Annotated in this window: 13 protein-coding genes; 4 read left to right on the top strand and 9 right to left on the bottom strand. The window is 42.6% G+C overall.

Annotation, left to right across the window (positions count from 1 at the left end; genetic code table 11):
• Positions 1-53: 53 nt before the first annotated feature.
• Together KSK37_RS08575 and KSK37_RS08570 are read right to left on the bottom strand one after the other, a co-directional pair.
• Complete coding sequence (locus KSK37_RS08575; protein ID WP_217200873.1) at positions 54-3,542, bottom strand: T9SS type B sorting domain-containing protein; 3,489 nt, start codon at positions 3,540-3,542, stop codon at positions 54-56.
• A 43-nt stretch (positions 3,543-3,585) separates the two neighbouring features.
• A complete protein-coding gene (locus KSK37_RS08570; RefSeq protein WP_217200871.1) occupies positions 3,586-8,544 on the bottom strand; it encodes a T9SS type B sorting domain-containing protein in 4,959 nt (1,652 codons plus the stop codon).
• Between the two features lie 200 nt (positions 8,545-8,744).
• On the opposite strand from KSK37_RS08570, the gene KSK37_RS08565 reads away from it, so the two are divergent.
• Positions 8,745-10,010: an alkaline phosphatase family protein gene (locus tag KSK37_RS08565; RefSeq protein ID WP_217200869.1), complete on the top strand. Its 1,266-nt coding sequence runs from the start codon at positions 8,745-8,747 to the stop codon at positions 10,008-10,010.
• Positions 10,011-10,085: 75 nt separating this feature from the next.
• On the opposite strand, the gene KSK37_RS08560 is transcribed toward KSK37_RS08565, so the two are convergent.
• The 6 genes from KSK37_RS08560 to KSK37_RS08535 form a co-directional block, all read right to left on the bottom strand.
• Positions 10,086-11,144 carry an NAD(P)-dependent alcohol dehydrogenase gene (locus KSK37_RS08560; protein WP_088358713.1) on the bottom strand — a complete coding sequence of 353 codons (1,059 nt, stop codon included), beginning with the start codon at positions 11,142-11,144 and terminating at the stop codon, positions 10,086-10,088.
• Positions 11,145-11,229: 85 nt separating this feature from the next.
• Positions 11,230-11,637: a (R)-mandelonitrile lyase gene (locus KSK37_RS08555; protein ID WP_217200868.1), complete on the bottom strand. Its 408-nt coding sequence runs from the start codon at positions 11,635-11,637 to the stop codon at positions 11,230-11,232.
• 25 nt (positions 11,638-11,662) lie between these two features.
• Positions 11,663-13,240 (bottom strand): Na+/H+ antiporter, encoded by a 1,578-nt coding sequence (locus tag KSK37_RS08550; protein ID WP_217200866.1) that lies wholly within the window; start codon positions 13,238-13,240, stop codon positions 11,663-11,665.
• A 156-nt stretch (positions 13,241-13,396) separates the two neighbouring features.
• A complete protein-coding gene (locus tag KSK37_RS08545) occupies positions 13,397-14,161 on the bottom strand; it encodes a TIGR03915 family putative DNA repair protein (RefSeq protein ID WP_217200864.1) in 765 nt (254 codons plus the stop codon).
• Positions 14,162-15,418, bottom strand: a complete 1,257-nt coding sequence (locus KSK37_RS08540) for a putative DNA modification/repair radical SAM protein (protein WP_217200863.1) — start codon at positions 15,416-15,418, stop codon at positions 14,162-14,164.
• Positions 15,419-15,554: 136 nt separating this feature from the next.
• Positions 15,555-17,024, bottom strand: coding sequence for an alpha-amylase (locus KSK37_RS08535; protein ID WP_217200861.1), 1,470 nt, complete (start codon positions 17,022-17,024; stop codon positions 15,555-15,557).
• A gap of 150 nt (positions 17,025-17,174) precedes the next feature.
• Here KSK37_RS08535 and KSK37_RS08530 point away from each other — a divergent pair, with 150 nt between their 5' ends.
• Positions 17,175-18,425, top strand: a complete 1,251-nt coding sequence (locus KSK37_RS08530; protein ID WP_217200859.1) for a chloride channel protein — start codon at positions 17,175-17,177, stop codon at positions 18,423-18,425.
• Positions 18,426-18,605: 180 nt separating this feature from the next.
• On the opposite strand, the gene KSK37_RS08525 is transcribed toward KSK37_RS08530, so the two are convergent.
• Positions 18,606-18,935, bottom strand: coding sequence for a hypothetical protein (locus KSK37_RS08525; RefSeq protein WP_217200857.1), 330 nt, complete (start codon positions 18,933-18,935; stop codon positions 18,606-18,608).
• A 464-nt stretch (positions 18,936-19,399) separates the two neighbouring features.
• On the opposite strand from KSK37_RS08525, the gene KSK37_RS08520 reads away from it, so the two are divergent.
• On the top strand, positions 19,400-20,557 hold the full coding sequence (locus tag KSK37_RS08520; RefSeq protein ID WP_217200855.1) for a M20 aminoacylase family protein: 1,158 nt from the start codon (positions 19,400-19,402) through the stop codon (positions 20,555-20,557).
• Positions 20,558-20,666: 109 nt separating this feature from the next.
• On the top strand, positions 20,667-21,197 hold the full coding sequence (locus tag KSK37_RS08515; protein WP_246566374.1) for a hypothetical protein: 531 nt from the start codon (positions 20,667-20,669) through the stop codon (positions 21,195-21,197).
• Positions 21,198-21,351: the final 154 nt, after the last annotated feature.

The raw sequence follows: 21,351 nt of genomic DNA, 5'->3' as shown, positions 1-21,351 counted from the left end.
AAAGCCTGAAATCAATTTGAATTCAGGCTTTTTTATGAGTTCTTGTTTAAGTGTTATTCTCTGTTTTTCACTAAGACCCAACCAGTAAATTTGCTTACGGTTTCGAATCCGGGTTCCTTCCAGTGCATTACGTACCAGTAACTGCCTGTTTCTATTATTTTTCCTGAAGATTTTCCGTCCCATGTGAAGCGGTTGTTTTTGTCCCCTATGAATACTGTTTTTCCGTAACGGTCGAAAATCTGCAGAAACGGTTCGTTTTTCTTCAGCAAACCTGAATAATCCAGAACATCATTAAAGCCGTCTCCATTAGGGGTTATCGCGTTATAGAGTTGGATAACATTAATGTCCGCCGAAACCGGTGCGCAATGGTCTGAAGAAATTACATACACGGTATGGTCGCCCCCCGGAACATTCGTAAATACATTAGAGGTCTGATAATTCCCGCCATCTATCGCGTACTGGTAAGGAGGATTTCCGCCGGTAACTGATACAGTAACCGTGCTTCCCTGAATTTCTACACTCACTATTTCGGGAAGTGAAACCGCGGTGACGCTGACCTCATGCCTGTAAACACAACCGTTAAAAGATAGGTCTACCCAATAATTTCCTACCGGAGCACTGATTGATGAGGTGGTTTTGCCGGTACTCCAAAGGTACGCAGTGAATCCCGGTCCTGCATCTAAAGTTACTTTTGTTCCCGGACATATCTTTTGGTCAGTTAAAACCAGTGATTTTTTTGGCTGTCTTAACGTTAAGTTTAAAGTTCCAATTGCTTCGCAGAATCCTTGTTTTTTTAACCGGTAATAAAAAATCGTGTTGCCAGTAATAATTTGGTCGGCAGGAAGGTTTTCGCCAGCCAAGTTGTTTTGAGCTTTTGTAAGCTCATCAAAATATTTAGCTGTTATACTAGAATCGGCCGTAAACAATCGAATATAGGAGGCTAAATTAATATTGGTTTTATTGTCGAGATCGTTATCACAGGCAAAATCTGAAACTGTGTTATTAATACTTAATTTGGTACCAATATTCAATACTATTTTTCTAATCGCAGGTGGACAGACGTTAGTCGCATCAGCTCTTATCCATATTTGAGTATTACCGGCGACAAAAGTATAAATACCTGTTATATTATCGGTACCCCCAATATTAGCTTTAGCTTCATTCTCGTAATACCGGACGGTAAGCCCTGAACTGTTGGGTACAACGATGGGTGTGATTGAATTTAAATTTACTTTGTATTTTCCGTCGATAATCCCATCAATGTCTTCATCACAATGGGTTTTTGTATAAAGATTTTCATTAACAGCCGGTGGAAGATTTGTTTCCAGACTAATAACCGAAGTAGCTTCACAACCGAAACTGTTTTTAAGATGTACATATACCAAATCACCATTGGCAGCTGGATAATTGGCAAGCAGATTATTTGGGATAAGATTTTGTAACGCGGAATCTGAATAATATTGTTTTTGAGCCGCTGTATCCGGTGTCACAATAGCTTCCGTTAAGTTAAATATGGCATTATTTGTCAGGCTGCATGCCTTCAGCACTACATCATGACTGATGACTTGATTAAGCTTAACGGTTGCCTGAATTACTTCGCAATCCGGTATGGAGCCGACACCACAAAAAGCAAACCTGAAAGTATCAGTTCCTGATGCATTTTTATTGGCGGAGTAGTTTATGCTTCCGTCTGCTGCGATGCTTACGGTTCCTTTTGTTGAAGGCATGGTCACATTAACGCTGGAAGGATTTACAGTTTGGGTGCTTAATGCAAATTTTGGGGTGATCTTTAGATCGGAGCAGATGGTGTAATTGTAATTGGTATAATTCGTACAGTTAAAAAAATTGAAATCCTCCGTCTGAATTTCCGGACAGGAACCCTGCTGAATTTTTACTGCGTAAATTCCTGCCTGAGAAGGATAATAAAAATAATCGGTATTGGAAGGGTTTCTTGGACTTATAGGTGCATTGATATACGTGTTGCCAACTTTTTGTAACCATTGGTAGTTGCTGAAACCTTCTGTCACAGCAATTTTCACATCATCCGGAAGACATTCGCCTTCCACTTTTGTAATTAAAGGAGTGGCAGAGAATCCAGCAAAAAAGCCTCCGTATCCTACAGCATCATCACCGGCAGAAATGCCGGCGGTAACTGCTTTGGAGGAAGCAACTGAAATATTTCCCGAAATATTGGGAAATGAATAGGTTTGCCAATCGCTGTTACCGGAAACATTATATGGTCCGTTAGCACTGCTAATTGGAAGGGAGACTCCATTTCTTTTGATGTCGATTATTGCGCCTTTTTCTGTGATGACATTTAATTTGGTGGGTATATTTAGAATCCCGTTTAAGTTAGAATTAGACTTAAAAAAATTCTCATCAATTAATCCGATTTCGTCAATTTTCCTGGGAAGATAGCAGCTTAATGGGGGAATATAATTGAAACCGCCGGTTGCTTCGCCGTTGGGATTAGAGACATGACCAACCGATCCTGCCAAAAGCTGATAAACGTATATGTCTTCGGAAGAACTGATGTACATGTTAAAATGCCCTGATCCCTGGTCAACATAGCTGTTTGGAGGGGTGGTAAAAAACTCTCCCTCCTGGAGATTTGCTACAGGGACCGGATCTGCGTTGAGATAGATTTTAGTATTGTTTTTTACCGCTACGATAATCGCTTTCTCCATTGTAGTTAAGTTTCCGAATGTGTAACTGTTCTGCCCGTTACCTTTTACAAGCACAAAAGTTTTTCCCAATTTATTTATTGGTACTGCCTGATCCATTAATATGTCGGATGAACCAATATTTTGCGCATATTGTCCATTAAAATTTCCGTTCGTTACGACTACGGGTTTATCGGAAATGATTTTTGCTCCAATATAACCGGTTTGATTCTCATAGTAGCTGTCAGAGCCTTCAATGATGTAAGATTGGCCTTTGTTTAGCGTGAAAGTAATTTGGGTTCTTGGGATTTCGTCCATAAAAATCACATCGGGCTGAAAATCAGAAACCGTAACTGTGGTATTGTTTTCTGTAGCCATTACACTATTCATAAAGTTTAATGTTCCTGTTGCGGAGACAAGTGGAGCTGTTGCGACACGGAACTCTGTCCCTAAAGCAGCTGTTCCTTTTGAGGTTATGATTTCGGCATGATTGAATATCGAAAATCTCATACTCGCAAAAAACGGTTTTTCTCCTTTCAGGTAAAATCCCATGGTGACAGGTTGAAACAGCCCGGCTGCCGGATCTGGAACCCATCCGGGATTAATAATTATTTTTTTCCTATCTGCTGTTGAAACTGTATGTTTTTGAGGATTATTTTTACTAAGTGTGTAAGTTGCAACTACTGCATTATTGAAATATACCTCTACTTTGAAAGGAGTAGTTTCACCGGTTGACATGTAAATCGACTGGTAGTCCGAGTTCACTGAGCCAAAACTGTTCACGCGGTCTACCAGCGGTCCAAACCAGTGCTCCCGGTCGAGCTGTGCATAGGAAATAGTGGAAACGAAAGCGAATAAAAAGAAAAGAAGTTTTTTCATAATGATTCATAGCTAATTACATTGTGACTTTTCCAAATACCATTTACTTTTCTCTGTTTTTCACTAAGACCCAACCGGTAAATTTGCTTACGGTTTCGAATCCGGGTTCCTTCCAGTGCATTACGTACCAGTAACTGCCTGTTTCTATTATTTTTCCTGAAGATTTTCCGTCCCATGTGAAGCGGTTGTTTTTGTCCCCTATGAATACTGTTTTTCCGTAACGGTCGAAAATCTGCAGAAACGGTTCGTTTTTCTTCAGTAACCCTGAATAATCCAGAACATCATTAAAGCCGTCTCCATTAGGAGTGATCGCATTATAGAGCTGGATAACATTAATGTCCGCCGAAACCGGTGCGCAGTTGTCTGCAGAAATGACATACACGGTATGGTCGCCCCCCGGAACATTCGTAAATACATTAGAGGTCTGATAATTACCGCCATCTATCGCGTACTGGTAAGGAGGATTTCCGCCGGTAACTGATACAGTAACCGTGCTTCCCTGAATTTCTACACTCACTATTTCGGGAAGTGAAACCGCGGTGACGCTGACCTCCTGCCTGTAAACACAACCGTTAAAAGATAGGTCTACCCAATATTCACCTACCGGAGCACTGATTGATGAGGTGGTTTCGCCGGTACTCCAAAGGTATGCAGTGAATCCCGGTCCTGCATCTAAAGTTACTTTTGTTCCCGGACATATCTTTTGGTCAGTTAAAACCAGTGATTTTTTAGGCTGTTTGAAAATGATATTTAGAGTTCCTATCACGTCACAGAACCCCGTTTTCTTCAACCGGTAATAAAATGTTTGATCTCCGCTGATGGTTTGCGCTGTAGTAATATCCTCGCCGCCCACGTTATTTTGAGCCTTAATTAAGGTGTCAAAATATTTTACGGAAACTCCCGCAGATGTGGTGAATAAAGAATTAAAATCTGTAAGACTAATGTTTTCCGAACCGCTTATATCATTGTCACAAACTGTTGTACTCACAGTAGATGAAGTAAGTGGAAGCGAAGTCCCCAGTTTGAAATCGATCTGTCGGTATTCTGTCGGGCAAACGGTTGAAGTTGCTCTTATGTAAACCGTTGTGTCTGCAGAATACTTCCAGTTGGAAGGCAATGGTGTTGTATAAGTCGTATCTGCGAAATATTCGACGGTGAACAGGCTGTGATTCGGTAAAATTACCTGGGTAACTGTTGAAAAATCAATCTTAATACTTCCGTCAAAATCATCATCACAATGGGTTGCGTTGTAGGCTGCGATGTTCCATGCCGGTTTCGGCGAATCTACCACCGTAATATTTTTGGTGAATGTACAGCCGGAAGCATTTGTAAAGGAAACGGTATAAACGCCCGCAGTTAAATTTGCAGTGTTCGATGTTGAAACAGTAGTGCTTCCCTTTTTCCAAAGCCATGAAGAGTAAGAAGACTCGGCTGTAAGGGTCACCGCACTTCCCTGACAAACCGTGTACGAATCAAGCAGTGCTGTGGGCGTAGCAGCCTTAAATGTAATCTTCAGCGTTCCGATGACGTCGCAGAAACCAGTTTTTTTGAACCTGTAATAAAAGGTCTGGTCAGCTGTAATAGTCTGTGTTACCGCAATATTTGGCGTATTTGCCTGCGCGTTCTGCAGCGAAGAGAAATAGCTCACTGTTGCACCTGCATCGGTGGTGAACTGGTTTCTGAAAGTTGCCAAACTGATATTTTCAGTTCCATTCAGGTCATTGTCACAAACCGTGGTAAGAACCGTTGGGGTAATCAATGGAAGGGAAGTTCCCAATTTGAAATAGATCTCGTGAGAAGCGTCGGGAACATAAGAACAATACTGAGATTCGACTCTTACATATACGGTAGTGTCGGTAGAGAAAGACCAGTTTGTCAGATTCGGAATCGTATTGTTGTTTCCGGCATCCCGGTCACTTTTATTTAAATAGTATCTTACCGTGAACAAACCTGGGTTTGCAGCGAAATTAGTGATAATAACAGGCGTTATCGTATTAAAATTTACGGTATCACTTACGCCGTCAAAATTGCTGTCGCAAAGGATGGCGCTGTAAGCTGCGGTATTCACGATGGGTCTGGGGGAATCGGCTACTGTTACATTCTGTCTGTAAACACAGCCCAGCGCGTTGGTTAGATCTACCCAGTAATTTCCGGCTCCTAAACTTACGCTTTGCGTCGTGGCTCCTGTACTCCAGGTAATTCCTGAATAACCTGTTCCGACATCCAGAGTTGTACGGTTTCCCTGACAGACTTTTACTGATGCAGGAAGAAGAGCAGAAGGAGTGCCTTGTTTAAATAAAATATTTAAGGTTGCAATATTAGCGCAGAAACCCGGAACATTTATTCTGTAATAAAAAGTGCGGTCGCCAGTGATGGTTGGGTTAGCGCTGATTGCATTCTGGTTGTTCTGCGCGTCAGCAGCAGTATTGAAATAGGTGACGGAAGTTCCGGAAGCTGTTGAAAATAAAGCAAGATAGTCTGCAAGATTTATTGTTTCAGTATTATCATTGTTTACGTCGCAGATCTTTTCTGTAGCCGCTGCAGCTGTTAAAGCTGCTTTCGCTCCGGTTTTCAGCTGAATTTCTTTAATGACAGAAGAACATCCATTCGGGGCATCTACTTTAATCCATATCGAGGTATTTCCTGTAAAGCTGTAAATGCCTGTGATGTTATTAGATAAAGCTGCGTCTGAATAATACTTCACTACAAAATTGGAAGCCTGTACCAAAACGGTCGGTGTGATTGTGGCTAAATCAACTTTGTAAGTACCGTCAATTTTTCCGTCAATATCTTCGTCGCAATGAAGTTTGGTATAAAGATTTTCTTTTACTTCTGGCGCTAATTTCGATTTCAGCTCTACTTTTGCAACCGCAATACATCCCAAACTGTTTTTAATTCTTACGTAGATAAAGCCGTCCGATGAGGTATAACTTGTGAAACCGGTAATTTGCTCGGCGGCGATATCATTGGCAGCACCGTTCTCGGTTTTAAAATAAGTTTTTGTAATATCAGTGTCGGGTGATACGGCAGCTAAAGACAAATTATACGTGGCAATTCCGGTGGTGGAACATTCCTGCAAGATGACATTATCAGATTTTTCGATCATGATTACGGTGATCTGCACGGTTTCGCAATCGGGTATGGCGCCGATCCCACAAAAGGACATTTTAAAAGTGTCTGTTCCGCTGGCACCGGGGTTTACTTTGTAAGTAAATTTCCCGTCGGGCGCTATGGTCACTGTTCCTTTGGTTGGCGGAGTTACTATTTTAACGGTTGCCGGGTCTACAGGTTGCGAACTTAAAGCAAAAACCGGAGTAATGGTTTCCGTTCCGCAGCTGTTATAATTATAATTGGTATAGGTGGTACAGTTGTAGAATTTGAAATCCTGAGTCTGTATCTGTGGACAGGAGCCCTGCTGAATCTGTACGGCATAAATCCCTGCCTGTGTTGGTTCGTATTTATTGGTGTTGTTGATTCCGGGGGCCGGAACGTAGGCAGCACCCACTTTCATTACCCAAAGATAATTGCTGAATCCTTCTGTTACTTCCAGTTTTACCCCTGGAAGACAGTCGCCCTCACTTTTAATAATAGCGGGAATAAAGGAGAATCCCGCGAAATATCCACCGTAACCAACGGCATCATCGCCGGCAGAAATTCCTGCAGTAACGGCACGGGTGGAGTTTACAGCTATATTGCCATCTACTCCGGTAATCGAGTAGGTTACCCAGTTATTGTTGCCTGCTACGTTGAAAGGTCCGTTCGCTGCACTTAGCACCATAGAAGTTCCGTTGCGTTTAACATCTACCGTTGCTCCTCTTTCAGTAATAATGTTGAGTTTGGTGGGAATTTTATCACGGAAGCCGCCAATATTATTAATGTACACTCTGTTTTCATCGATCAGACCAATTTCATCAATTTTTATTGGAAGATAACAGCTTAAAGGAGGGATGTAGTTAAATCCGCCGGTTGCTACCATTGAACTTCCTGCATCTCCTGCCAGTAACTGATAAACGTAGGCATTCTTATTTGTTTGAATGCGCATGTTATAATGATTGAATCCCTGGTCGACGTATGCGCTGTTGTCTGTCAGATAGTGTTGGCCGGCATTGATACTTGCCACAGGAACGATTCCTCCGTTGATGTAGATGTCTGTATTGTCTTCCGTAGCTACCACAATTGCTCTCTCCATTCCGGAAGTAGTGGTACCGTTACCTTTCATCAGGACAAACTCCTGGCCCAGCCGGTCTATCGGAACTCCCTGATCCATCAGGATGTCCGAGCTGTTGGTTGCGTTAGTAGCATACTGTCCGTTAAAATTACCATTGGTAATCGAGATGGGTTTGTCGGATACAATTTTCGCTCCTATAAATCCTGTAAAATTTTGAGTGTAGGTTCCCGAACCATCAATAATATAAGACTGACCCTTATTCAAAATAAAATTGATTTGGGTTCTCGGGATTCCATCAGAAAATCTGAGGCCGGGGCTGAAATTTGAGACGGTAACTGTAGTATTATCTTCGGTAGCCATTACACTGGTCATGAAATTGAGGATGCCGTTATTGGCTGTAATTGGAGCCATTACTGCCCTGAACTCTGTCCCTATTCCGGCGGTGCCTTTTGAGGTCAGCAGTTCTCCGTGTTGAGATATCGAAAATCTTAAACTTGAGTAAAATGGTTTTTCCCCTTTGAGATAGACGCCTTTATTTACCGGTCTGAAAGTATTTAAATTAGCAGTGCCCCCAGAAACAATAATTAAGTCCCTTTGCGTAAACTCATAATACTTGGGATTGTTTTTACTGATCGTAACCGTACCGATAACGGTATTATTATTATAAACATCTACCTTAAAAGGTACTGTTTCATTGGTCGACATATAAATCCGCTGTACGCTGTTGCCGGTGTTTGCCCGGTCCACCATCGGTGCGAACCAGTGTTCGCGGTCAAGCTGTGCGTAAGAAGTGAAGGAAATGAAAGCGAATAAAAAGAATAGAAGTTTTTTCATAATAAATATTTAGAAACTTCGCAAATGTAATATTTTCTTAACGAATCTTAAAAAATATTAATATTTTATTGGTGATTTTTTAAATATCTTACCGATTATCAGTAAAAAATGATTTTTCTTCATGCATTGTCCGCTTCATGACCAAAAATTAATCTTACCAGCCCTATTTTTCTTTTTAAATTTGCGATACAAAAATTCCTATGAAAAATCTGTTTTCTTCCCTGTTTATTGTACTTTTTTTATATGGTTTTTCCCAAACCGATACGGCTCAGGTAGTAATTCTGAACCGGCAGAATGCGGTGGAGACACTTCCAAAACCTTATGTGATTTTGATTTCTGCGGACGGTTTCCGCTATGATTACGCTAAAAAATACAACGCCAAAAACCTGCTGAAATTGGCAGAAAACGGCGTATCCGCAAAAGCAATGATTCCGAGTTTTCCCACGATTACCTTTCCGAACCACTGGAGCCTGATCACCGGTTTGTATCCTTCTCATCACGGTCTTATTGATAATTTTTTCTTCGATTACAAGAAGCAGAAACCCTACGCGATGAGCAGTAAAGAAAATGCTGAAGACGGAAGCTGGTACGGAGGAACGCCGCTGTGGAGTTTAGCGGAAAAAAACGGGATGCTGTCTGCATCCATGATGTGGGTTGGTTCTGCAAGTGATGCGGGTGGCATCCGGCCGACTTATTATTACCATTATCACGAAAAATTCACGCCGGAAGAAAAGGTGGATAAAGTCATCAGTTGGCTCAAAATGCCTGAAAACCAACGTCCTCATTTTATCTCGCTGTATTTTCCGGAAGTGGATTCCAACGGGCATCATTTCGGGCCTGAAAGCCAAAACACCGAAAAGGCGGTTCAATTAGTAGATCAAGCAATAGGAAGTCTGGTTCAGAAAGTAAAGCAGCTGGGTCTTCAGCAGGTGAATTTCATCTTTGTTTCTGACCACGGAATGATCAATGTAGATCACGGAAATCCTCTTGAAATTCCTGAAATGCTTTTCAATAAAGACCGTTTTGATTTCTATAATTCCCAGACTTTACTGAGAGTAGTCGTAAAAAATCCTGCAGAAGTGAAGTCGGCTTACCGCGAGCTTAAGAAAAATAAAACTTCAGATTATGATGTTTTTCTTGATAAAAGATTTCCCCGGAAATTGAAGTTTTCACAGCGCGACGACCGTTATCAGAGAATCGGGCAGATTTTGCTCGTTCCCAAAGCGCCCAGAATATTTTTAGAAAAAGGAAAGGGATCATCAGAAGGGAAGCACGGCTACAATCCTTATCTGGTTCCGGAAATGAAATCCACTTTTATTGCTTCTGGAGAGACATTTCAGCAGCATAAAGAAATCGGCGAATTCAGGAACGTAAATGTGTATCCGCTCGTTGCTGAAATTTTGGGATTAAAGATAACGGAGAAAATTGACGGGAAAAACTGTACCGCCAAAAAAGTACTGAAATAAAAATCCGGCTGAACGATTTCAACCGGATTGTGTTAATTTTAGTTTTTGAGTTGATTTTCTGCACGTCAGCGCTTTTTAGCGCTTCAGGCTCTGCATGTCGATCACAAAACGGTACCGGACATCACTTTTCAGCATTCTTTCGTATGCCGTGTTGATGTCCTGCATTTTGATCATTTCAATTTCCGGCAGAATGTTGTGTTCACCGCAGAAATCAAGCATTTCCTGGGTTTCTTTAATACCGCCAATCACTGAACCTGCGACAGAACGTCTTCCTAAAATCATAGGCGGGGTGAACAGTGCTTCTTCCATTTTTCCGATGTATCCTACTAAAACCAAAGTTCCGCTGATGTTCAGCGTGCTGATATAAGGATTGATGTCGTGATCATAAGGAACGGTATCGATAATCAGATCGAATTTCCCTTTTACGGCGCTCATTTCATTTTCGTACGTCGAAATTACCACGGCATCCGCGCCCAGATCCAGCGCATCCTGAATTTTATTTGGACTTCTTGAAAACAGGGTTACTTCAGCACCCAGGCCTTTGGCGAGTTTAATCGCCATATGACCAAGGCCGCCCAATCCGACAACCGCTACTTTAGAACCCGGACCGGCATTCCAGTGTTTCAGCGGCGACCAGGTGGTAATTCCCGCACATAATAGCGGTGCCACCGCTTTCAGATCAAGGTTTTCAGGAATTTTCAAACCGAAAGCTTCATCCACCACCACTTTTTCCGAGTAACCGCCAAAAGTATGACCGCCCAGAAACTGATCAGCTCCGTTGTAAGTTCCGGTAGAGCCGGTCAGACAGTACTGCTCCAGATCTTTTCTGCAGCTTTCACATTCCCTGCAGGAATCTACAAGACATCCTACACCTGCCAAATCGCCCACTTTAAATTTGGTGACTTCAGAACCTATTCTGGTGATTCTTCCTATGATTTCATGTCCCGGAACTGACGGATATTTCGTGCCGCCCCAGTCATTTCTCGCGGTGTGAAGATCGCTGTGGCAGACACCGCAGTACAAAATGTCGATTTCGATATCGGAGGGCGTCACTTCGCGTCTTTCGATCTGCATCAGTTCTAAATCTTTGTCTTTCGCTTCTGTTCCGAAGGCTTTTACGCTAAAGGTATTCATATTTCTAATTATTTAAATGTTAATCAAAAAGGTTGGTGCTGCATTCCGCAAGCTGCCGGACGAGCTGCCGAAATATTTAATAAGATTACAAATCATTTACGGTTCTGTACTCCTCTTCTGAAACCGGTTGTAACCACGTAACCTGGCTGTCATCTTCAAAGTTGGTGATGGCACTATGTGCCATTTCTGTTTGGGCAGAGGCACCATGCCAATGTTCCACATTTTCCGGAATGACGATGACATCGCCTTTTTTAATGATCTGAGCGGGTTTTCCCTTTTTCTGATAAAATCCCTGTCCTTCAGTAACCAGCAGATTCTGTCCTTTCGGATGGGTATGCCAGTTGGTTCTTGCTCCTTTCTCAAACCAAACACTTCCCACCGAATAGGAGTTATTATGATCCGGTGAGAGCAGCGGGGTTAAAAATGCGTCACCCACGAACCAGTCCTTTGGAAGCGGACTGCCTTTGGGAAAAACTGGTGCTGTTGAATTCATATTATTTTGATTTTACTGTTAGTAATTACTTTCCGAGATTTAATTTTTCTTCCTGAAGATCAAGCCGCCTCAGGTGCTTCCTAATAATTTCTTCATCTAGTAAAAGTTCCTCACGGTTTTTGCTGATGAGCCACTTTCTTTGGGTTTCCAGAATATCCGCGTAGATTTTCTGATATTCAGGATAATTAAGAATAATTTCCGAACTTTTAACACGGTTTTCCCAGATATGGAGCTGTTCCCTCAAGATAGGAAAGGTTTCCAGTTTCTGAACGTAATCTGTTTTAAGCTTATTAACCGCTATCTGCGCCAGGGCATTTCTTATTTCATAATCGATTTCTTTTTCTGATTTTATGAAATCCCTGTCCTGAAGTTTCAGTTTTTTAAGCAAGGCGGGAAGCGTGAGTCCCTGAACGACAAGGGTAATCAGGATGACCACAAAAGTGATAAACAAGATGAGGTTCCGCTGCGGAAAAGGACTGCCGTCGTTTAAGGTTACCGGGATTGAAAGCGCTGCCGCCAGAGAAACAACACCCCGCATTCCGGTCCATCCGATCACTAGGGGGACTCTCCATCCGGGCGATTCGGTATCCGCCACGGTGATGAAATTCCGCATAATTAAAGTGATCATTACAGCACCGTAACTGGCAAGAAACCTGATCATGACCAAAACAACAGTCACTAAAACCCCATAACCGAAAGCTTCAAAAATGCTCGTGTTTCCCAGGCCGGAGACAATCTGCGGCAGATCAAGACCGATAAGCATAAAAACGGACCCATTGAGTAAAAAACTGAAACTTTCCCAAACATTCACTCCCTGAAGCCGCGAAGTTCCGGTGAGAAACTGATGCCTTCGGATCGACAGAAAAAGCCCTCCGCTTACTACAGCCAAAACGCCGGAAGCATGAAGTTCTTCTGCGACTAGATACATGATAAATGGCGCAGCCAGCGTAAATACCGTATCCATATTGGCATCCGTCGGAAGAATTTTGTGCATTTTCATGAAGATGTATCCGATGAGAAGTCCGATGCCCACACCGCCGATGCACATCCAGAAGAAATTGAAAACCGCGTGGTACCAGATAAACTGCCCTGTTGCAACCGAGATCAGCGCAAACCGAAAAATAATAAGGGAAGAAGCGTCATTCAGCAGACTTTCCCCTTCTAGAATCGACTGGAAGCGTTTCGGGATTTTTACAAATTTGAGGATCGCGCCCGCACTCACCGCATCAGGAGGCGAAACGATTCCTCCTAAAAGAAATCCAAGTGCCAGTGAAAAGCCCGGTATAAAATAGTTGGCTGCAAAAGCCACACAGATGGCAGTAAAAAAAACCACGATAAAGGCAAAACTGAAAACAATTCTGCGCCACCGCCAGAGCTCTTTCCAGGAGGTCGTCCAGGCAGCTTCGTAAAGAAGAGGAGGAAGAAAAAGAAGAAAAATAAGTTCAGGTTCGATGATAATAGACGGAATTCCCGGTGCAAAACTGATCGCGAGACCTGCCAGAACAAGCAGAACAGGGTAGGCCACTTTTATTTTGTTGGCAAGCATCACCAGCAGAACAATGATGATGACGAGGAAAAGATAAAAAGCCAGATTTTCCAGCATTGGTTTTTAATTTAAAGTAAAATTAAGACAAAATGTAAATACTGTTGCAGAAAAATTGTCTTCTTTAATGCTCAAAATACAGCATAAGTTAAGCTGCAGACTTAAGACACTTACATTCAGGAAAAATATTTCTTTCGCTCTGGATTTTGCAGTTGGTTATAACTTTTCCGTCAGGTATTTCCAGTAGCGTTTCGGGACATGCTGGATGTGAAGTTTCATATTTTTCCGCTCCGTGATATTGGTTTTGGTAAAATAGCGCTGCCAGAGTTTCTGATATTTTTTTTCTTCTTCGTGATGAAAATTTTCAGGGCCTTTCAGAAGATCCAGCTGGTCATTGGCGGGATAAAAGAATTCCGTCGTTTTGAGATCGTAGAGCACACCGAATTTTCTTTTCAGATCATAAATCATCCATTTCTGGTCGGCGTAACGGTCTTTGAAGAATTTAATGCTTACCGGAAGTACATTGAAATCAGGTTCTACCTTCGCAAAAAACATTCCGTCTTCCAGCTTTTCAAAACGCACGAACGCATGCAGCCGGTGAATTTCCCTGCCCATACTTTTGGTGATTTTTGCGATTTCCATAATTTCGGCGTCTGCAAAATTCTGAAGGATATTTTCTTCCGGGTTTTTAACGGATTGCCGTACGGCGGAAAGAATGAGATTCCCCGAATCGGGTCTTTCGGAGAGATAAACCAGAAGGAGCTGTTTTACCCCACTTTTTCCTAAGCTTGCTTCAAGCTTTTTAATGACGCGGTCCGCTTTTTCGTCGGAAGTAATCACTTCATGCACGTCGGAAAAAATATCCTCCGAATGGTAATGCTCCTGGCTGATCACTTTTACAGCTTCAAAACGGTACTCGAAAACCTCAAAAACTGCGGTCATCAGACCTTCAAAAGAGCCGTCATAAATAAGCGTTGTCATTTAGAAAAGCGAGAGTTGCTGTGAAAAAGGATTCTGGTATTTCGAACTCATTCCGGCGAGGATGATTTTCCTGAAATTCTGCTCGTCGATCAGCTTGCTGAAAATATTGTTGTTTTCAAATTCGACAAAATACTTTGCACGGTTTACGGCAACGCCCATTTTCTTTAAATGTTCGAGTGTCAGTTTCTGAAATCTTCTCGCCATCAATATTTTTCCTACAGATTTAGTCCCGATTCCCGGAATTCTAAGAATCATTTCCTTTGGAGCGGAATTAATATTTACCGGAAACTGTTCACGGTGGCGCAATGCCCACGCGAGTTTCGGGTCGATCTCCAGATCCAGGAAAGGATTGGATGCATCGAGAATTTCATTCGCCTCAAATCCGTAAAACCTCATAAGCCAGTCTGCCTGATACAAACGGTTTTCCCGCTGCATCGGAACCTGCGAGTGAATGGAAGGAAGGCGGCTGTCTTCCAGCACTGGAACATATCCTGAGTAATACACGCGTTTCAGATTAAAATTCTGATAAAAATGATCGGCAACTTTAATGATTTTCAAATCGGTTTCGCCCGTAGCGCCGACAATCATTTGGGTGGATTGTCCTGCGGGAGCGAATTTCGGTACTTTTCTGAAGATTTTCTTTTCTTCTTTATAAAGAATTAGCTCATTTTTTACGAAACTCATCGGTTTGATCATTTCTGAATGCGATTTGTCGGGAGCCAGCAACTTCAGGCCTTTTTCTGTCGGAATCTCAATGTTCACGGAAAGCCGGTCCGCGTAAAGACCCGCTTCTTTCATCAGCTCGTTGCTCGCACAGGGAATGGATTTCAAATGAATATATCCGTTGAAATTATGTTCAAGCCTGAGCTTTTTTGCAACCTGCACCAGCCTTTCCATCGTGGTATCGGAATCTTTAAAAATTCCGGAGCTTAAGAACAGACCTTCGATATAGTTGCGGCGGTAAAAATTGATCGTAAGATCCACCACTTCCTCCACGGTAAAGGCCGCACGTTTTACATCGTTGCTTTTGCGGGAAACACAGTAGGCGCAATCGTAGATACAGTGATTGGTAAGCAGAATTTTGAGCAGCGAAACGCACCTTCCGTCTTCGGTATAGGTATGACAGATCCCGGAAGCATGACTGTTGCCCAGTCCGCCTTTGTTTTTCCGGTTACCGCCACTGGAAGAGCATGATACGTCGTACTTTGCAGCATCTGCAAGGATTTCCAGTTTTTCCTGAATGCGCTCGAAATTCATCTTATTATGTTAAATTGACAGAACAAAAGTAGTAAAACAAATTTTATTTAGTTAAAAAATAGAAAGATATTTTACTATATTTTTTTCGGTCATCCGGAAGCTCTTTCTGGCGGAGGTTTTATAAATTCTGTTCAAATTAGACGGGTACCCAAACACTCACATTTCCGGCAGGAACCGGAAAGTTTCCCCAGCCGTTTTCATCAACCGTTACCTGAGTATCGAACCATCCCAGATAATCGTAGAAGTTTTGTCCGGCGTACTGTACGCCAATTTCCATGGGTTTTTCGTAGGAATCTTTATTGCTTAAAACCACTGCACAGCCTTTGTGTTCACCGTCTCCTTCACGGACCCATCCCAGGCAGTTGGCATCTTCGAAATAATCGCGCTGCAGGCCGTAAGCGAAATGCTGTCTTGCTTTCAGCAGTTCCTCAATCTTTTCGACTTTATTTAAAAATATTTCCTGATCATTTCCTTCCTTGTCCTTGTCGGTATAGGTCGCGCCGAACAGATCGGGATAAAAGACGCAGGGATATCCGTTTTCTCTCAACAGCATCAGGGCGTAGGCAAGGGGTTTGAACCACTGCTCTACGGGAGCTTCCAGCTCCTGCAGCGGCTGGGTGTCATGATTATCAACCACCGTCACTGAGTGCTTGGGATCGGCAAGTGTTAACGTACCGTCAAAGACCGTGCGCAGATCATAATTTTCCCCCGCGAGTGAGGCGGTATGGAAATTCTGTTGAAGTGAAGAATCAAACAGGCTCATGCTTCCTTCGGTTGCTTCAATATATTTCTGCAGCAGATCCAGTTGGCCGGGCGCCCAGTATTCTCCGACAGCGAAAATATTTTTTCCCGTATTCGAGCGCAGCAGCTGAAGCCATTCCTGATAAAACTGGGGAGACTGGTGTTTTACTGCATCCAGGCGCACTCCGTCAAAATTTATCTGATCATGGTACCATTTTCCCCACCTGTTCAGTTCCTCGCGTACGAAAGGGTTGCGCTGTTCAATATCATTGTACATCAGATAGTCGTAATTTCCTTTTTCGCCATCAATCATTTCTTCCCATCCGTCGCCGTGGTCGTGGATGACCTGGAAAATGCCTTCCTGACCTTCCGCAAAATCGACGCCGGAGAAACATTGAAAATTCCACTCAAAATCTGAATATTTCTTACCTCTTCCCGGAAAAGTGAACTTTGTATAACTCTCAATTTCGAAAGGTTCTGAAAGATTCTGCTGCCGGTTTTCAGGATCTACTTTTACGGCATGAAACTTCTCTTTTTCGTCGCCTCCCGCTTTGTGATTCAGGACGATATCGGCGATGACGGAAATGCCGTTTTTCTGAAGGGCAGTGCATGCGTCCAGATATTGTGCTTTTGTTCCGTATTTGGTTGGGACGGTTCCTTTCTGGTCAAATTCCCCGAGATCAAAGAGATCGTAAGGATCATATCCTACGGAATAGCCGCCACCTGCACCTTTATAAGCCGGCGGAAACCATACCGCAGTGATGCCCAGTTCCTTTAAATAGTTTGCGGAATCTCTCGCCTGATCATATAGCTTACCGTTTCCTTCAGAATACCAGTGAAAAAACTGAATCATCGTTGCATTCATTGTTTATTGTTTTTTGACACGTGAAGTTAGCAAAAACTGTCCCGAAAACTTAAAAACCTGCTGCTTTTTGTTTTGTTGATCAGCTTTTTTTACCGTGACTTTAAGGAAATGTTTTTTTTGAATTCCTTAATATTGCATAAAAGAATACCAATGGAGAGAAAAAAAATACAGAGACACCATGAGTTGAGACTTGCTTTGATATCAGTTTTAATTGGGATCTGTTGCTGTTTTCTGGCCTTTTCTCTAAAGACGCTGACTGAATATTTTCAGGAAATTATTTTCAGCACAGCGGAAAAAAGCAATCCTCTGATTTTTATTTTTCTTCCGACCGTAGGAATTACGGCGATCTATTTTTTAAGAAAGTACCTGTTCCGAAACAGAAAAAATAAAGGCATTACTGAGATCTATAAAACAGTGGACCAGAGAAAAGACCATCTGCCTCTTTTTAAAATTCCGTCTCATTATTTTAATGGCTTCTTAACGGTTATTTTCGGCGGATCTACGGGTATTGAAGTTTCCACGGTGGTGGCTTCAGCGACGGTCGGGAACGCGGCTTATGAAAAGAATTTTTCTGCAAACGTCTATAAACTGGAAATGGTCTGCGCCGGTGTAGTGGCCGGCGTCGCGGTGCTCTTTGGAAGTCCGCTCGCAGGCTGGCTCTTTGCGATGGAAGTGATTGCCAGAAAATTCTCTAAAACACTTTTTATCAGCTGCACGGTCTCGGCACTCGTTTCCTGGCTCTTCATGAGTTTCTTTAAGACAGAACATCTTCTTCCTTATCTCCTTACCGGCTGGAAGTGGGAAGCGGTGCCTTACTTTGGGCTGCTCAGTATTTTGGGTGCTTTGCTCTCGGTATGTTTTACCGTGCTTGTCATCCGGATTAAGGATTTTTTTGCAGGCATCAGCAGCGAGTTTATCAAAGTAAATCTTGGGGCTTTACTGGTAGGACTCCTGATCTTCAGCTTTCCTTTTCTCTACGGTGACAGCTATCATCCTTTGCGGGAACTGTTGAGCGGTTCTCAAACCTATCCGGTGATTTTTCTGGCAGCACTTATTTTCCTTAAACCTCTGGCCTCTGCATTAACCCTCGGTGCAGGAGGTGACGGCGGCGTCTTCGCGCCAAGCATTGTTGCCGGGGCTTTCCTTGGCTTCTGTGTGGCTTATTGCTGCAACACCTATCTGGGAATGGCATTCAATATGGTAAACTTTGCATTGATAGGGGCGGCAGCTACACTTTCGGCTTCCATCTATGCACCTTTTACAGCATTGTTTTTGGTGTGTAATCTCGTACCGAACGGTTTCGTGTTATTTTTCCCTATTCTTATATGCAGTTTGATTTCCCGCTTCCTAGCCCAGAAAATATATCCCTATAATGTGTATACCTATTATCTGAAAAATTAAAGCGGAAAATTTCTGTATGCTTAAATTTTCGAGCGTCGGGTTGGCGGTACCAAAGTTTAGTGTCGGAAAGATAATTCCGTGGAAGACGATGCTGTTAAAAATTTGAAAAATAAATAACCGCAAATTCCGGAACTGAAAAATCCGAAAATTGCGGTTAGGTTAATTTTGTTTAAGCCTATATCACCGGTGCCTTACCCCTCTTTGATGATACTGTACATTCTTCGCTGCTCCGTCATAATGGTTGGAGGCTGCATCATTGGGATAGGATGAAGGAGAGGTATTGCGGTCATTCAGAAAATGGTCTGCGGGTTTTTCCTGTCGGATTTCTTTTCCGTTAAGATAGGTCTTCTGATTCGCGCTCTGGTAGCGTTCTCCCTTACGGTAGGTGGTTCCGTCCGGAGCGGTAAACTGTTGCTGTTCTGCTCCTTTACGATTTCTTAAAACAGCCACTGCGAGTGTACCTGCGGCTGTTGCTGCCAATCCTATGGCGATTTTTAAGGACGTATTCATATTTTTATTGTTTGGAGAAAACAGACAAAACTCTTGCCAATATCAGAAAAGGCTTTAAGAAAAAGGCTGGAATTTAGTTTCAAATATATAAAGTTCATCTTGCTCATTTAGGTATAATCACAAGCTCCCCCAAAATTAAATGACTTAATTTATATTGTAAATCATTAATAAATCAGATTCGATAAAACTTTAAAGCTTTAATGTAAGACGCATTTAAGTCAAAAGATTTAAGAGCGTCCCAATGTTCATTCTCCATTTTGTATACTTGCTGAACCTCAGTTGTTTGTAATGGAAAATAAGTGGAATTAAAAATCTGCTGACGGCATACTGTTTGTTGCATTGTCAATACTTTATACCCTGAGCTCATAAAACACAAATCGCAATTCTTACCCCATTCCAACAGGTAAATCGTCTGTACTCACGATCCTGATTTAAAAACTATTTAACCTGAAATACAAAATCAAATGAACGCACTGGAAACCTTAAAAGGAAAACAGGATGAAATCAGATCCTGGATGGAAACCATGCATCAGCAGCCTGAACTGTCAATGCAGGAAGAAAACACTTCGAAATACATCGCCGGAATTTTAAAGACTTTTGAAGGATTTGAAATCGCCGAAGGCGTCGGAAAGTACGGCATCGTAGCCTCTTTGAAAGTAGGCGACGGCCAAAAAGTGATCGGCATCCGTGCCGATTTTGACGCGCTGCCTATTCAGGAAGATAATGATCTTCCTTATAAAAGCAGGTTTGAAGGAAAGTCCCACCTTTGTGGGCATGACGGTCATACCTCAATGGCACTGGCCGCTGCAAAATACCTTTCCGAAACTAAAAATTTCAACGGCACAGTACGTTTCATCCATCAGCCGGGGGAAGAAACCATGCAGGGCGGTCCTGCTATGATCCAGGACGGTCTTTTTGAAAAATTTCCTGTTGACGCTGTATATGCGATGCACAATATTCCCGGGCTTGAAAAGGGAAAATTTCATTTCAGGGAAGGTCCTACCATGTCTGCCGTTGATAACTGGGAGATTGTTATTACCGGAAAAGGCGGTCATGGCTCGATGCCCGAACTGAGCGTTGATCCTATCGTTTGCGGCTCAAGTCTGGTGATGGCGCTGCAGACCATTGTTTCCCGCAATGTGTCACCCTGGAAAAACACAGTAGTAAATGTCGGATCCTTCCAGGCAGGAAACGCCGGCAACGTAGTGCCGCAAACCGCTACCCTGAAACTCAGTGTCCGCAACATGGATAATGACGTTCGGAAAATGGTGCTGGAAAAAATAAAAAGCATCACCAAAGCCCAGGCAGAAAGTTTTGGATGCACTTACGAAATCAAGGAAGGAGTAGCCGGAACGGTATTGGTAAACACGCCTGAAAACACCCGATGGGCCAGTGAAGTCGCTAAAAAAACCTTTGGCGCTGAAAATGTCATCGACGATACGGATCCGCTGATGAGCAGTGAAGATTTCGCATTTATGCTGGAGCAGAAGCCGGGCAATTACTGCATGTTAGGGAATGGAGACACTTTTATGGTTCATCATCCTAAATATGTTTTCAACCAGGAAATTCTTCCCATTGGCGCAGCATACTGGGTAGCTTTGGTAGAAGATTATCTGAAGTAAATTGACATTAGAATTAATATACCGTGACCGCTTTGGCGGTCATTTTCTTATTGATAAATAAAGGAATTTGCAGAACGCAGAATGAATCAGTCATTTCCAAGAGAAGATGATGATGAATAAGGCTGATCATATCATAGCTAACAGAGAATTCGGTTTCAAAAACTTTAATATATTTACAGACAAACAATTTTCCATGACTCACCGTTTCCAGGACCAGAAGCACCGCCTGAGCTATTTCCAGAATCAGGTGGATGTGGTATGTCCGGGTTGCGGGCAGAAGGCAACAGCAAAAGCAGATCACGAAAAGAAGGAAGTGCGCCTGTACTGTCTTCACTGCGGCTATTCGAAAATTACCGGTACAGCAATTGAAGTGGTGGGAATCCGTGCTCATTTGAAAATGGCAGCACATGAATATTTTGAGGCAAAGCTGTGGTACACTGCACCTTTCAAGAATGAGGTTTTCATTGCATATAGTCGCGAACATCTTGATTATCTCGAATCTTATATTTCAGCCACGCTGCGTGAACACAAAGACCGGACCCACTTTACCTTACTCGAAAAACTTCCGCGCTTCTACCACGAAGCCAAAAACAGGGACGCTTTGCTGAAAGTCATTGCCAAACTTAAAAATAAAAAGTGAACCTCCGCCTTTATCAGCGGAGGTTTTTAATTTTCCAATATAAGAATGTTGATTTTTGCGTTTAAATCCAAGTAAATTACTTCTGAAATAAATCCGGCAATTCTCGCAATGTGCGATGGAGATTACGGACTTTCTTTACCATTCAAAAGATAAG

Origin of the sequence: Kaistella soli (genome assembly GCF_019038595.1) — a bacterium.
Lineage (GTDB): Bacteria > Bacteroidota > Bacteroidia > Flavobacteriales > Weeksellaceae > Kaistella > Kaistella soli.
Note: the sequence above shows the minus strand (reverse complement) of the source record. Positions and strands in the feature narration are given on the sequence as shown.

Bases quoted from the DNA above. Each gene is read 5' to 3' on its own strand.
- KSK37_RS08530 (WP_217200859.1), top strand. From the start codon at position 17,175: ATGGAGAGAAAAAAAATACAGAGACACCATGAGTTGAGACTTGCTTTG.
- KSK37_RS08550 (WP_217200866.1), bottom strand. From the start codon at position 13,240: ATGCTGGAAAATCTGGCTTTTTATCTTTTCCTCGTCATCATCATTGTT.
- KSK37_RS08565 (WP_217200869.1), top strand. From the start codon at position 8,745: ATGAAAAATCTGTTTTCTTCCCTGTTTATTGTACTTTTTTTATATGGT.
- KSK37_RS08520 (WP_217200855.1), top strand. From the start codon at position 19,400: ATGAACGCACTGGAAACCTTAAAAGGAAAACAGGATGAAATCAGATCC.
- KSK37_RS08540 (WP_217200863.1), bottom strand. From the start codon at position 15,418: ATGAATTTCGAGCGCATTCAGGAAAAACTGGAAATCCTTGCAGATGCT.
- KSK37_RS08555 (WP_217200868.1), bottom strand. From the start codon at position 11,637: ATGAATTCAACAGCACCAGTTTTTCCCAAAGGCAGTCCGCTTCCAAAG.
- KSK37_RS08525 (WP_217200857.1), bottom strand. From the start codon at position 18,935: ATGAATACGTCCTTAAAAATCGCCATAGGATTGGCAGCAACAGCCGCA.
- KSK37_RS08515 (WP_246566374.1), top strand. From the start codon at position 20,667: ATGATGAATAAGGCTGATCATATCATAGCTAACAGAGAATTCGGTTTC.
- KSK37_RS08570 (WP_217200871.1), bottom strand. From the start codon at position 8,544: ATGAAAAAACTTCTATTCTTTTTATTCGCTTTCATTTCCTTCACTTCT.
- KSK37_RS08545 (WP_217200864.1), bottom strand. From the start codon at position 14,161: ATGACAACGCTTATTTATGACGGCTCTTTTGAAGGTCTGATGACCGCA.
- KSK37_RS08560 (WP_088358713.1), bottom strand. From the start codon at position 11,144: ATGAATACCTTTAGCGTAAAAGCCTTCGGAACAGAAGCGAAAGACAAA.
- KSK37_RS08575 (WP_217200873.1), bottom strand. From the start codon at position 3,542: ATGAAAAAACTTCTTTTCTTTTTATTCGCTTTCGTTTCCACTATTTCC.
- KSK37_RS08535 (WP_217200861.1), bottom strand. From the start codon at position 17,024: ATGAATGCAACGATGATTCAGTTTTTTCACTGGTATTCTGAAGGAAAC.